Annotated in this window: 14 protein-coding genes; 7 read left to right on the forward strand and 7 right to left on the reverse strand. The window is 69.3% G+C overall.

Annotated elements, in window-relative coordinates; all coding sequences use genetic code 11:
• Nucleotides 1–29 precede the first annotated feature (29 nt).
• Genes rfbB through AB0C66_RS10825 form a run of 3 tightly spaced genes read left to right on the forward strand, consistent with a single transcriptional unit; the run spans nucleotide 30 to nucleotide 2,795 of the window.
• Nucleotides 30–1,034 (forward strand): dTDP-glucose 4,6-dehydratase, encoded by a 1,005-nt coding sequence (gene rfbB, locus AB0C66_RS10815; protein ID WP_362435744.1) that lies wholly within the window; start codon nucleotides 30–32, stop codon nucleotides 1,032–1,034.
• The gene (locus AB0C66_RS10820) at nucleotides 1,027–2,157 is read left to right on the forward strand and encodes a DegT/DnrJ/EryC1/StrS family aminotransferase (RefSeq protein ID WP_362435746.1); all 1,131 of its coding nucleotides are present in this window, start codon (nucleotides 1,027–1,029) and stop codon (nucleotides 2,155–2,157) included. The genes rfbB and AB0C66_RS10820 overlap by 8 nt, the downstream gene beginning before the upstream one ends.
• Nucleotides 2,154–2,795 (forward strand): formyltransferase family protein, encoded by a 642-nt coding sequence (locus tag AB0C66_RS10825; RefSeq protein ID WP_362435748.1) that lies wholly within the window; start codon nucleotides 2,154–2,156, stop codon nucleotides 2,793–2,795. The genes AB0C66_RS10820 and AB0C66_RS10825 overlap by 4 nt, the downstream gene beginning before the upstream one ends.
• A 3-nt stretch (nucleotides 2,796–2,798) precedes the next feature.
• Here the strand turns inward: AB0C66_RS10825 and AB0C66_RS10830 are convergent, their stop codons facing one another.
• From AB0C66_RS10830 to AB0C66_RS10860, 7 genes are all read right to left on the reverse strand, one after another.
• Nucleotides 2,799–3,992, reverse strand: a complete 1,194-nt coding sequence (locus tag AB0C66_RS10830; RefSeq protein ID WP_362435750.1) for a UDP-N-acetylglucosamine--N-acetylmuramyl-(pentapeptide) pyrophosphoryl-undecaprenol N-acetylglucosamine transferase — start codon at nucleotides 3,990–3,992, stop codon at nucleotides 2,799–2,801.
• A 176-nt stretch (nucleotides 3,993–4,168) separates the two neighbouring features.
• A complete protein-coding gene (locus AB0C66_RS10835; protein ID WP_362435752.1) occupies nucleotides 4,169–4,822 on the reverse strand; it encodes a hypothetical protein in 654 nt (217 codons plus the stop codon).
• A 79-nt stretch (nucleotides 4,823–4,901) separates the two neighbouring features.
• Nucleotides 4,902–5,504, reverse strand: a complete 603-nt coding sequence (locus tag AB0C66_RS10840; RefSeq protein WP_362435754.1) for a hypothetical protein — start codon at nucleotides 5,502–5,504, stop codon at nucleotides 4,902–4,904.
• Between the two features lie 143 nt (nucleotides 5,505–5,647).
• Complete coding sequence (locus AB0C66_RS10845; RefSeq protein ID WP_362435756.1) at nucleotides 5,648–7,048, reverse strand: CoA transferase; 1,401 nt, start codon at nucleotides 7,046–7,048, stop codon at nucleotides 5,648–5,650.
• 120 nt (nucleotides 7,049–7,168) lie between these two features.
• Nucleotides 7,169–8,050 carry a D-alanyl-D-alanine carboxypeptidase gene (locus tag AB0C66_RS10850; protein ID WP_362435758.1) on the reverse strand — a complete coding sequence of 294 codons (882 nt, stop codon included), beginning with the start codon at nucleotides 8,048–8,050 and terminating at the stop codon, nucleotides 7,169–7,171.
• 142 nt (nucleotides 8,051–8,192) lie between these two features.
• Nucleotides 8,193–9,590, reverse strand: a complete 1,398-nt coding sequence (locus tag AB0C66_RS10855; RefSeq protein ID WP_362435760.1) for a gluconate:H+ symporter — start codon at nucleotides 9,588–9,590, stop codon at nucleotides 8,193–8,195.
• 23 nt (nucleotides 9,591–9,613) lie between these two features.
• The gene (locus AB0C66_RS10860) at nucleotides 9,614–10,129 is read right to left on the reverse strand and encodes a gluconokinase (RefSeq protein WP_362435762.1); all 516 of its coding nucleotides are present in this window, start codon (nucleotides 10,127–10,129) and stop codon (nucleotides 9,614–9,616) included.
• Nucleotides 10,130–10,262: 133 nt separating this feature from the next.
• Here AB0C66_RS10860 and AB0C66_RS10865 point away from each other — a divergent pair, with 133 nt between their 5' ends.
• The 4 genes from AB0C66_RS10865 to AB0C66_RS10880 all read left to right on the forward strand — a co-directional run bounded on the left by AB0C66_RS10865 (nucleotide 10,263) and on the right by AB0C66_RS10880 (nucleotide 12,936).
• Nucleotides 10,263–10,988, forward strand: coding sequence for an FCD domain-containing protein (locus tag AB0C66_RS10865; RefSeq protein ID WP_362435764.1), 726 nt, complete (start codon nucleotides 10,263–10,265; stop codon nucleotides 10,986–10,988).
• Nucleotides 10,989–11,067: 79 nt separating this feature from the next.
• Nucleotides 11,068–11,880: a helix-turn-helix transcriptional regulator gene (locus AB0C66_RS10870; RefSeq protein ID WP_362435766.1), complete on the forward strand. Its 813-nt coding sequence runs from the start codon at nucleotides 11,068–11,070 to the stop codon at nucleotides 11,878–11,880.
• Nucleotides 11,877–12,188, forward strand: coding sequence for a DUF397 domain-containing protein (locus AB0C66_RS10875; RefSeq protein ID WP_362435768.1), 312 nt, complete (start codon nucleotides 11,877–11,879; stop codon nucleotides 12,186–12,188). Before AB0C66_RS10870 ends, AB0C66_RS10875 begins: the two co-directional genes overlap by 4 nt.
• Nucleotides 12,181–12,936 carry a hypothetical protein gene (locus AB0C66_RS10880; RefSeq protein ID WP_362435770.1) on the forward strand — a complete coding sequence of 252 codons (756 nt, stop codon included), beginning with the start codon at nucleotides 12,181–12,183 and terminating at the stop codon, nucleotides 12,934–12,936. The genes AB0C66_RS10875 and AB0C66_RS10880 overlap by 8 nt, the downstream gene beginning before the upstream one ends.
• The last annotated feature ends 13 nt before the right edge of the window (nucleotides 12,937–12,949 follow it).

Here is a 12,949-nt window from a genome sequence, read left to right on the forward strand (position 1 = left end):
GGCCGTTCCTTCACTCCATGGAGGCATACATGAGGCACGTGCTTGTCACCGGCGGCGCCGGATTCATCGGCTCGCACTTCGTGAAGCGGCTCATCCATGCCGATGACGTCGCCCGTGTGACGGTCCTCGACGCACTCACCTACGCCGGCCACATCGAGAACCTCGGCGTCGCCTTCCTCAGCAAGAAGCTTCGGTTCGTCCACGGTGACATCAGGGACGCAGCCCTCGTCGACGAAGTGACCTCTGGCCAGACCGCGGTCGTGCACTTCGCAGCCGAGTCCCATGTCGACCGCTCGTACGCCGCCGCCGACGCTTTCCTTTCCAGCAATGTCCTGGGCACCCAGAACCTCCTGGACGCCGCCCGCCGCCACAACGTCGAACGATTAGTCCACATCTCCACCGACGAGGTGTACGGATCTCTACCGGAAGGGTCGGCGACCGAGGACTCCCCGCTACGCCCCTCCGTTCCCTACGCCGCCGCGAAGGCGGCCAGCGACCTGGTAGCCCTGAGCGCCTGTCAGACCCACGGCGTGCCGGTGTGTGTCACGCGCTCATCCAACAACTTCGGGCCCTATCAGCACCCCGAAAAGATCATCCCGTTGTTCGTCACCCGTCTGCTGAGCAGGGAACCGGTCACCCTCCATGGCCGCGGGCAGCACGTGCGCAACTGGTTGCACGTGGAGGACCACTGCCAGGGCATCGAGCGCGTCCTGCGCGGTGGGACGCCGGGCGAGATCTACAACATAGGCGGCGGTACCGACCTCACCAGCAGCGAGTTGACCAGTCACATCCTGGCCGTGTGCGGGGCGGATTGGGATGCCGTCACCTACATCCCCGACCGGCAGGCCAACGACATCCGGTATTCGATGGTCTGGGACAAGATCGCCAGCCAACTCGGCTACCGGCCTGAACGCGACTTTCACGAGGCCCTGGCGGAGACCGCGGACTGGTACCGCCGCAATCCGGACCGGTGGGCCCCGCTTGTGGCCACCCTGCCCCGGAGGACTGTGGAGCGGAGCGCGGTCCATGTCTGACCTGAACCCCATGGCCACCGCTCCCTACGCACAGAACGGGCGGCCGTTCCTCTACGGCGGCGAACTGGAGGGCATCGCCCAAGTGTTGGCCAGCGGTCAGTACGGGCACGGCGACGTCACCGAGCGGTTCGAGCGGGCCCTGACCGGCTTCCTCGGTGTCGAAGACGTGGTGGCGGTGGCCTCCGGCACGGCCGCCCTGCACATCGCCCTCGCCGTCGCTGGGATCGGCCGCGGCGACGAGGTGATCGTCCCTTCCATGACGTTCTGTGCCACAGTGCAGGCGATCCGCGCCTGCGGCGCCCGGCCGCGGTTCGCCGAAGTCGACCCGGACACCCTGTGCCTGCGTCCGCAGGATGTGATGGAAGCGCTCACCCCCCACACCCGCGCCGTCCTGCCAGTCCTCTACGGCGGCCGGGCCGTGGACCTCTCCGACATCCGCAATGAGTTGGAGCAGAGGAAGATCGCCATTGTCGAGGATGCGGCTCACGCCTTCGGCTCGCACCGTGGCACGGTCCGGGTTGGGGCTACCGGTGACGCGCTGACCTGTTTCAGCTTCGGTCCCGTCAAGACCCTCACATGCGGGCAGGGTGGGGCACTCGTCCCCCGCAACCCCGAGCAGGCCGCTCAGGCCCGGCGCATACGCCTGCTGGGGATGGCCGAGTCGTCAGCCGAGCGAGCGTGCAGCACCACCTACCACGTCGAGGGAGTCGGGCTCCGGGCGCATCTGTCCCAGATCAACGCCGCGATCGGCCTCGCGCAAATCGCCCACTTCCCCGCCCTGGAGGCCCAGCGCAAAGAGCTGTGGCGCACCTACGTGGCAGCTCTGGACGATGTGCGCGAGGTACGCCTGGTCGACGTGGACGTGCACCGCTCGGTCCCTACCCTGTGCGCCGTACGGGTCCCCGAACGCGACCGGGTGTTCGCCGCCCTACGTGCCCACGGCATCGGTGTGGGCACCCACTACCCGCCCAATCACCTGCAACCGGCCTTCCACCGTTGGTGGCGACCGCTGATCGCCACGGAGCAGATCGGTAAGGAGATCCTGACCCTCCCGTTCCATCAGAAGATGACCTCTCAGGACGCGCGGTTGGTCACCACAGCCCTCCGGGAGGCTCTCCGATGAGACGCGCAGCGGTACTCGGCAAGGGGCGGCTCGCTGTCCACGCGTGCCGGACGATCGCGGCCCTGCCGGACACGGTGCTCGACACCGTCATTCCGAACGCCCCCGAACCCGAGTGGGACGTCTCCCTGGCCGACTGCGTCGCCGAGTGCTGGCCGGACACCCGTCTCCTTCGCTCCGGTGACTGGCGCGAGCTGGAGCCCGGCCGATGCCACCTGATCGTCAGCGCCCTCTACAACAAGATCATCGGCTCGTCCCTGATCGACGCCACCGACAAGATCATCAACTGCCACCCCGGCCGCCTGCCGCAATACCGCGGGGCACGGCCGGTCAACTGGGCGCTGCACAACGGCGAGTATCTGCACGGCGTCACCGTCCATGTCATCGACGCCGGTATCGACTCCGGCCCGATCCTCGGTGAGGTGCAGTTCTCGATCTGGCCCGAAGTGGACGAGGTGCGGGACGTGTGGGACCGGTCCATGCGCCACGCTCAGCACCTCCTGTCCGACGTCCTCCCGCGCCTGGGCCACATCACGCCCCGGCCGCAGGGCGAGACCAAGGCGGTGACCCACTACCTCCGTGACAGTGATCAGCTCGGAGACCGCACCGACTGGACGCGGACAGCCTCCAACATGCCGTAGAGATCAGCCTCGCCCCCCGCTGGCAGAGCGGCTGGCCGACAAGATGACGTCAACCAGCCGCTCTGCCGCATCCGGCCGCCCATGCGCCCGCGCCGCCACCGCCATGGCCTCCCGTCCTGCCGGATCGGTCAGAAGCGGGTCGATCGCCGAGCGCAGCCGGTCCGCCGTAACCTCGCCGACGATCGCGACGGCCGCACCAGCCGCCTCCAGATGCCGGGCGTTATGCGCCTGCTCATTCCCTGCCGAGGAAGCGAGCGGGATGAACAGGGCCGGTTTACCCAGCGCGGTCAGCTCAGTAAGGGTCCCAGCGCCGCTGCGGGAGAGGACGACATCGGCGAGCGCCAGGACGTCCGGCAACTCCGGCCCCACGAACGGGGTGAGGTGATACCGGGCAGCGAGCGCGGGAGGCAGGCCCGCCGCGTTCGTACGCAGGGCCTCGTGGTTCGCCGCCCCGCACTGGTGCACCACGTTTGCACGCTCCAGCAACCAGGGAAGCGAATCCCGAACCACGTCATTGATCTGCTGCGAGCCCTGCGCCCCGCCGGTGACGTACAAGGTCGGAAGACGCCGGTCGAAGCCGCTCAGCCTCAGCGCGGTGACCGCCTTATCCGGGTGTCCGGTCAAGATCTCCGGCCGCACCGGATTGCCGGTCACCACGGCCACAGACCGCACAGCCTCTGGCAGTAGTGGCAGCGTCGACTCCGAGGAGACCGCGATCCGGGTCGCCGACCCGGCTAGCTTGCGGTTGGCGAGCCCGAGCCGGACGGTCTGCTCGTGCAGCACCAGCGGAATCCGGCACATCCGCGCCGCGAGCCCGGCCGGGACCGCAACGTACCCACCCGTCGCGAGAACGACATCCGGCCGGAAATCACCCATCACCTTACGGGCCTGCACCACCCCAAGCGGCACACGGGCCATGTCCCGGATGTTGGCCGGTGACACCATCTTGAGCGGGTTGGCGGAGCGCCGGATCTTCCCAGTGGCCACCGTGGTGAAGGGGACCCCCTCCGCAGGTGCGACTCGGGCTTCCAACCCGTCGGGAGTCCCGATCCAGAGCACCTCGAGCGTGCCACCTCCGGCTGCCAACCGAGCCTGCAACGTACGGATAGCAGTGAGGGCGGGGTAAGTGTGACCGCCGGTCCCGCCTCCCGTGACGATCAGACGGAAGGGGTTCGAGTGTCGGATCGCATCATTCACGCGGCGCAACCTACTGCGTGAACACCACGCGAGGCACACATCCGGCCGCGTCACCGCAACACGGCATGGCCCGCGGCCACCGCACGACCTTCAGGAGTCCCGACAACCCCGATGATCACGCGGTGGCCGACCCCTTTCCAGCCGGGCCCGCTGCCAGATCGCGAAAGCGGAGTCGCTCAGCCGCAGTGCTGGGCCTTCTCCTCCTCCGTCATGGGGCGGGTGTGCTGGGTCTTGGTGCTGGACGCGTCCTTCTTGGGCGCGGTCGACTCGAACGGCACGTACCAGATGTAGTGGCCGTAGAACCGGTCGGGGAAGTGCAGTTCGTAGGTGCCCTTGACCTTCTCCATGGTGGGCTCGCGGGTCACCCAGCCCACCTCACCCGGGCGCACATCGACGTTGGTGGTGTCGGTCTCGGTGTGCGAGGTCTCCCAGGTGTGTCCGTAGCTGGTCTCGATGCTCACCTTGAAGACCTCGGAGAAGCCGTACTCGGCGCTGAGCGAGACACCGAGGCTGTTGCTCTCCCCGGTGGTGTCGGCCCATGCGATGCTCGAGCGCTGGAGGTCCTGGGTGCAGTTGTAGGCGGAGTCACCGACCTGGTGCGCCTCGCCCGTGGAGTCGGTGGGGGCGGCCTCGGGGTGGAAGACGCAGGAGTCGGTGCCGTTGTCGCACTTGTCGAGCAGTTCGCGCATGGTCGGCGTCTCCTCGGCCTGCGCGCCGGGGGCCATGGCGACGCCGCCCAGGACTGCCACCGCGGACAGCAGAACGGCGGCACGGGTGCGGCGGACCCTGCGGCTGCTGCCGCCGGTGCTGGTGCGTATGCGGTTCATCATGTGCAGCTCTCCCGTGGGGGGTGTGCAATGAGAGGGGGAACCCTTGAGGGAACCGGGGACCGGATCAGCCCGGTGGCGCTCAGCTGAAACCGATCGACTGGGTGCGGTCGTTCATCATCTGGCCGACGTCGGCGGTGTTCTCGTCGAACGGACCGTCGCGGTCACCGCCGAGGCCGGGCTCCGGGTAGAGCCAGATCGCGCAGTTGCCCCACGGCTGCGCCGAGGAGATGCGGTTCTTCCAGTCGTCGGCCAGGTCGGTCTGGTAGTTGATCCAGCCGTCCTTCGGGCACAGCCCCGCCCCGGTGATGGTGAGCGAGGAGCCGGTGAAGTTCTTCTCGTCGAAGAACGTCCCCTGGATGACATCGCCCTCGGCCGCGGCCTTGGACGTGGCTCCGGATGCCGCCGCGGCCCGGACGCCGGACAGCTCGGCCCGGAAGGACTTCGACGCCACGGCCTGTCGCGGTGTGGCGGGGGCGTCGGTGATCTGCCCGTGGGTGGCTCTGTCGACGGCCGCGGTGAAGGTCGCGAAGCAACTCTGCTGTCCGGAGCGGGCGTCCACCACGCAGTGCTGCGGGGCGGGTTCGGCGGCGGTGGCGGTCTGCGTCCAGGGGACGCAGACGACACCGGTGACGACGGCGACGGCCGCTCCGGCGAACCGGGCGCGGGTGGTCTGGATCGTCATGCGAACACCTCCTGACTGGGTGTCATGGGCACTTCTCCCCACCCCGCCTGCTCGCCCTGGTACGGACCAAAACTGTGGAATTCCCTAGGAGGTCGAGGGATTCCCCCGGGACGCATTCCGGCCATCTGACGGATCGTCCGAGGTCAGCGCCAGACCGGTGCGTCGGCGCCCCAACGACCGGGCGGACGCGTCCAGTTGAACCCGCCGCCACCCGGCCGGGCGAGCGGTGACCGCGCGTACCGCAGCGTCCCGTACGGGGACTCCGTCTCGGCCAGCCATGGCGCCGGGTCATGGCCTGGCCCGCCCTCGGGAACCGGGGCGATCCCGTGCAGCAGCCAGGACGCGGTGCCCGCGAGCGAGAAGCGCAAGCGCCGTCCGGCACCGGTGTCCTGGCGTACGGTCAGCGCGCGCAGCACCGCCGCCGCGATCAGATAGCCGGTGCCGTGGTCCAGCGCCTGTGCGGGCAGCACCCCCGGTCGGCCGTCCGGCCCGGCCTCGAGCGCGGCGATCCCGGTCCCCGCCTGGACCAGGCTGTCGAAGCCACGGCGCCCGGACCACGGCCCGGACCAGCCCCAGGCGCACAGCTGGGCGGTGATCAGCCCGGGGTGGCGCTCGGCCAGTGCGTCCGGGCCGAGTCCGAAGCGGTCCAGCGCACCGGGGCGGTAGCCGCTCACCACCACATCGGCGCGGTCGAGGAGTTCGCCGACGGTCCGACGGTCCGCCGGGTCGGTGAGGTCCAGCCGGGTGGACCGCTTGCCGAACCCGGTGTCCGTATGGGTGTCCTGGTCCTCGGGCAGCTGTGGTGCGTCGACGCGCAGGACGTCGGCGCCCAGCGCGGCGAGGGTGCGGGTGGCCACCGGCCCGGCGAGGACCCGGGTCAGATCGAGCACCCGCACCCCCTCGGCAGGCAGCGGCGCGGCGGACAGCGGACGCGGTCCGGCCTCCGGTCCCGGCCGGGACTCGACCAGCGGCAGCCCGTCCAGCGGCATATCGGTGGCGCCGGGCTCCGCCATGGCCACGGCCAGGGCGCCCCTCGCGTACGCCGTCTCCTGCACCTCGCGCGCCGGACGGGCCGCCAGCTCGGTCCGCACCCGCTCCACCAGCTGCTCCGGGGTGCCGCGGGCGGGGATGCCGAGGGCGGCCAGCAGCCGGGCGCGGTGGTGCGGATAGTTGGCGTGGGTGCGGACCCAGCCGTCGGCCGTGCGCCAGAAGCCGGACAGCGGGGCGAACGCCGTCGGCTGCCGTCCGGCGATGCGCAGCTCCCGCTCGCTGTGGAAGGCGGTGCCCACCGCGGCCTCGGCCACCCGGATCCCGCCCCACTCGGCCACCGGACGGCCCGAGCGCCGGGCGGCCAGTTCGGCGGCGGCCAGCGAACACACCCCCACGGTGGCCCGCGCGAACTCCCGCACCGGCAGCCGGGCGGGCAGCACCCCGGCCGACGGCGCGTACGTCACCGTGGCGGCCGGCTCCGGCGCTCCGCCGAGGGCGGCCCAGGCGTGCGCGGTCGCGGGATCGGTCGCGGGATCGGTCTGCACGTCGTCCATGGGCTGATTCTGCGCCGGGGAGATCGCGTCCATGCGGCGGCCGGATGTGACGAAGGCCCGGGGCCCGCCCGCCGACCGGTGCGGTCGGCGAGCGGGCCCCGGGCCCGTACGGCGGAGGGACTACTTCTTGAAGCCGTAGTCCATCAGCTTCTTGGCGTCGGAGGTGCGGGCGTCCACCGAGGTGGAGGCGAGCACGGTGCCGATCATCGTCTTGCCGTTCCGGGTGGCGGCGAAGACCAGGCAGTACTTGGCCTCCGGACCGGAGCCGGTCTTGACGCCGATCGTGCCCGAGTAGCCGCTGAGCAGGTTGTTGGTGTTGCTCCACGACATGTAGCGGTAGCCACCGCTCTTCGTGGACACCTTCTGCTTGGTCGACTTGGTCTTCACGACCGACCGGAACGTCGAGTACTTCATCGCGTTACTGGCCAGCTTGGTCAGATCACGCGGAGTGGAGTAGTTCGCCCCGTGCCCGATGCCGTCGAACGAGTCGAAGTGGGTGTTGGACAGCCCCAGGCTCTTGGCGGTGCTGTTCATCTTGCCGATGAACGACTTCACCCGGGCGGACCGGGTGGATCCGCTGCCGAACTTGTCCGCGAGCGCGTACGCGGCGTCGCAGCCGGACGGCAGCATCAGCCCGTACAGCAGCTGGCGGACGGTGACCTTGTCACCGACGATCAGCCGCGCCGAGGAGGCGTAGTTGTTGTCGACGATGTAGTCGCTGTACGCCTTCTGGACCGTGACCTTGGCGTCAAGGTTGAGGTTCGGCTGGGCGAGCACCACCCGAGCCGTCATGATCTTGGTGGTGGAGCCGGTGGAACGACGGGTGTCCGCGGCCTTGGTGTAAAGGCTCTTCCCCGTGCCGTTGTTCATCACATAGCCGCCCTTGGCGGCGATCGAGGGCGTGGCGACCGCGGCTGCCTGCGCGGTGGCGGAGAACGCCCCCGCCGCCAGCACGGCTCCCGCGGTGACGACCGCCGCGGAGACGCGACGTACGCTCTTCATGCCGGTTTTCAAGATATATACTCCAAATGCCCCTGCCGTACGGCGGCATAACAATGCCGCTCCACTTGATGACGCGCGACAGGGGCCATTGGATGTGCTCCGTGCGGATATTTTTTCAGAACCTTCCGAACGCCCCGGCGCCTCAGAGCACCAGTGAGAGCAGCAGCACAAAGCCGAGCCCGGTCACCGAGATGATCGTCTCCATCACCGACCAGGTCCGCAGGGTCTGCCCCACGCTCATCCCGAAGTACTCCTTGACCAGCCAGAACCCCGCGTCGTTGACATGGCTGAAGAACAGCGAACCGGCGCCGATGGCCAGGACGAGCAGGGCCGTATGGGTGGTCGACATATCGGCGGCCAGCGGCGCGACAAGCCCCGCCGCGGAGATGGTGGCCACCGTCGCCGAACCGGTCGCCAGCCGGATGGCGACCGCGATCAGCCAGGCCAGCAACAGCGCGGAGATGTTCCAGTCCTTGGAGAAGTCCATGATCATCTGACCGACGCCGATGTCGACGAGGGTCTGCTTGAAGCCGCCGCCCGCGCCGACGATCAGCAGGATCCCGGCGATCGGGGCGAGCGAGCTCTCCACGGTCGAGGTGATCCGGCCCCGGGTGAAGCCCGCGGCCCGGCCGAGCGTGAACATCCCGACGATGACCGCCGCCAGCAGCGCGATCAGCGGCGAGCCGATGACGTCCATGGCCCGCTGGACCCCGGCCTCCGGGTCGTCCACCACGATGTCCGTGAGCGCCTTGCCCAGCATCAGCACCACCGGCAGCAGCACGGTGGCCACGGTGGCGCCGAAGCCCGGCCGCCGCTTCAGATCCTCCGAGGGGCGCTGCGGAATCATCCGGTCCGGCGGGGTGATGTCCACCCAGCGGGCGGCGTACCGGGCGAACAGCGGTCCGGCGATGACCACGGTGGGCAGCGCGATCAGCACCCCGAGCGCCAGGGTGACGCCCAGGTTGGCGTGGACGGCGTCGATCGCGGCCAGCGGGCCGGGGTGCGGCGGCACCAGACCGTGCATCACCGACAGCCCCGCGAGCGCCGGAATACCGATGCGCATCAGCGAGTAGTTGCCGCGCTTGGCGACCAGCAGCACCACCGGGATCAGCAGCACGATGCCGACCTCGAAGAACAGCGGAAGTCCGATCAGCCCGGCGATCAGCGCCATCGCCCAGGGCATCGTCCGGCCGCTGGCCCTGGCCAGGATGGTGTCCACGATCTGGTCGGCGCCGCCCGAGTCGGCGAGCAGCCTCCCCAATATCGCGCCCAGCGCGATCAGCACCCCGACGCCCGCGACCGTGGTCCCGAGCCCGGCCGTGAAACTGGCGATCGCCGCGTCCATCGGCGCCCCGGCGGCGGCGCCCAGCGCCAGCGAGCCGATGGTCAGCGCCAGAAAGGCGTGCAGCTTGAACGTGGTGATGAGCAGGACGATGACGGCGATACCGAGGAGGACGGCTATCCCCAGCTGCGCGTGACCTGCCGACGTGATCGGGTCGACGGTGTCCGCTGCCAGCAGCTCGACGCTGAGTCTGGTCACGGGTGGTTCCTTACGTAGCGGTGTCAGTTCTGCGCGATACGCCGCCGCAGCTCGGCGGCGGCCCGCGCGGCGATGGCCGCGGGATCCGGGGAGATGTCCACGGCCACGCCGTTCTCATCCGGCTCGAGCGGTTCGAGCGTGGCGAGCTGGGATTCCAGCAGCTCGCCGGAGAAGAAGTGGCCCTTACGGGCCTTCATCCGCTCGGCGATCCGTGCGCGATCGCCGGTCAGATGAACGAAGACGGCCTCGGGGTTGGCCGCGCGCAGCCGGTCCCGGTAGTCCCGCTTGAGGGCCGAGCAGCTGACCACACCACCGTGGTCCGCGTGGTCCCGGGCCCACGCCCCGATGGCGTCGAGCCAGGGCGCGCGGTCCGCGTCGTCCAGCGGGATCCCGGCCGACATCTTGGCGATGTTGGCGGGCGGGTGGAAGTCGTCGGCCTCGGCGTAGGCCACGCCGAGCAGGTCGGCCAGCAACGGCCCGACCGTGGTCTTGCCCGTTCCGGACACTCCCATGACGACAACTACCGGGGGGCTGTGCATCGCGGTGAAACCTCGCTGTCCTCGTCGACCTCGGCGCCGCGGCACACTCAACCTCACAGATACGACGTATTCAAGAGTCCGTGACTCAAAAGTCATACTTATTTGCTCCAGGCGTGGCACGTAGGCTGATCCCATGGACAACCAGGGGCCGGACGATCAGGGGTCCAAGGGGCGGGGGCCGCACGCCCGGGTGTTGCAGAGCCTCGGTCCCGCGATCACCGCGGGTGACTATCCACCGGGGACGGTGCTGCGCACCGATGAGCTGGAGCAGCGGTTCGAGGTGTCCCGCACGGTGGTCCGGGAGGCCGTACGGGTCCTGGAGTCCATGCACCTGGTGGAGTCCCGCCGCCGGGTCGGGGTGACGGTGCGCGCCGCCGAGGACTGGGACGTCTTCGATCCCCAGGTCATCCGCTGGCGGCTGGCCGGTCCCGACCGCCCCCGCCAGCTCCGCTCCCTCACCGCACTGCGCTCGGCCATCGAACCGGCCGCGGCGGCGCTGGCCGCCGAGCACGCCACCCCCGAGCAGTGCGCCGAGCTGACCGAGCACGCCCTCGGCATGGTGGCCACGTCACGGGGCCAGCAGCTCCCCGGCTACCTGGTGCACGACATCGCGTTCCACCGGGTGATCCTGCGCGCCTCGGGCAACGAGATGTTCGCGCGGCTCGGCGATGTGGTGGCCGAGGTGCTGACCGGCCGCACCGAGCACCAGGTGATGTTCACCGACCCCGATCCGGCGGCGGTCACGCTCCATGTACGGGTCGCCGAGGCGGTCCGGGAGCGGGACGCGGTACGGGCGGAGGCGTACACCCGCGAGATCACCGTGGGCGCGCTGCGCGAACTGGACATCCTGGCCCCGTAGATGAAACGGAAGTGCTGGTTCGGGTGATTTGCTGGCTCAGGTCACTCAGCGTGGCCGTCTGTGTCTAGGCTGTTCCGGTATGGAAGATGAGGAGAGCGCTGCCGTATTGAGGGCCGTCGGCCGTCAGATCAAGCTCTGGCGGGAGGCGGCGGGTCTGAAGCAGGCGGAGTTGGGGGCCGCGATCGGCTACGGGGAGGAACAGGTCTCGGCCGTCGAGCGGGCACGGCGGATTCCGAGTGTTGAGTTCCTGGACAAGGCGGACGAGGTTCTGGGGGCGAGCGGCAAGATCTCGGCGATGAAGACGGATGTCGCGGAGGCGCGGTATCCCAAGAAGGTCCGGGATCTCAAGAAGTTGGAGGACGAGGCGGTCGAACTGTCCGCGTATGACAACTCTGTGATCGATGGGTTGTTGCAGACCGAGGACTACGCACGAGCTGTCTTCAGTGAACGCCGTCCGGCCTTCACCGAGGAAGAGGTGGAGCGACGGGTAGCCGGTCGCATGGCTCGTCAGGGTCTGATCGACCCCACGAAGGCACAGCCGCTCTTCAACTTCGTCCAGTGCGAAGCGACACTGCGCCGCCCCCTCGGGGGCAGAATGGTGATGCGGAAGCAGCTCGAACGCCTTTTGGAGGTAAGCCAGTTGCGCAATGTGGACCTCCAGGTCCTGCCGCTGGCCCGACAGCACAACTCGGGTCTTGGCGGCTCGTTCCGGCTGCGGAAGCTCAAGGACGGCACCACGGTCGCGCACGCCGAGGTCCAACTCTTCAGCCGCCTGACCGTCGACATCAAAGAGATCCAGACCCTTGAGATGCGCTATGGAATCATTCGGGCACAAGCTCTGACGCCATGCGAGTCACTTGACCTCATCAAGAAAGTGCTGGGAGAGACATGACCCTCAAGCCCTCTGATTCCGCACCGGAGTGGATAAAGAGCAGCTACAGCACAGACGACGGCCCCGCCTGCGTCGAGGTCGCGTGGACCAAGAGCAGCTACAGCACCGCTGACGGCCCCTCGTGCGTCGAGGTCGGCTGGGCCAAGAGCAGCTACAGCACCAACGATGGCCCCGAGTGCGTCGAGGTCGCCGCCGACCCCTGCGGCACCATCCACATCCGCGACTCAAAGGTCCCCGACGGCCCCCAACTCGCCGTCGCCCCGGTCGCCTGGACCGCCTTCGTCTCATACGCCTCGACCATTGCCTGACCTCGCCCCCTACGCACAGAGCACCGCCCGGCTGCATCCGCGCCGGGGCCTCCCGGGCATCCGGGAGAGCCACATCGGCGGGCCTCTGTGGTGGCCCGCCGATGAGCCCTGGCCGGACTGCGCCGAGCACAAGGACATCAACGGCACGCCCCAGGGGCCGTACCCCCTGGTCGCGGTGGCGCAGTTGACCGCCGCCGACTTCCCCGAGGCCCCGTTCCCCGCCGGGACGGACCTCGTCCAGCTCCTCTGGTGTCCCGATTGGCATGACCAACCCCACCCCGAGGGATGGGGTCAGGCGTGCCAACTGGTCTGGCGGCGGGCCTCGGACATCACCGAACCCCTCGTCGGACAGCCCGACCCCGAGGACCACTGGGCGTACGACGAGGACATGCTTCCCCGGCCATGTGTGCTGCGGCCGGAGCGCGCGGTCGAGTACCCCTGGGTGGAGGAGCTGCCCGACGCGCTCCGGGAGCGACTGGACGAGGACCACTACCGCGAGAACTCCGTACTCACCGGCTGCAAGCTGGGCGGCAGCATGGGTTGGGCGACCACGGACATGCCGTCGTCACTGGAGTGCGGGGTCTGCGGGCAACCACTCGCGCTGTTCCTCCAGTTCGACACCTACGAGGACGACGCGGACGGCGAGGACCGCGAGCCGACCGGGATGACGGTGGGGCGGGGCAGCCACGCCGGGCTGTTCGTCTGCTCGGGCGACCCCACCCACCCGCCGTCCTTCTTCACCCAGTGAGGAGCGCTCGGCC

The sequence above is a fragment of the Streptomyces sp. NPDC048636 genome (assembly GCF_040650655.1).
Taxonomy (GTDB): Bacteria; Actinomycetota; Actinomycetes; order Streptomycetales; family Streptomycetaceae; genus Streptomyces.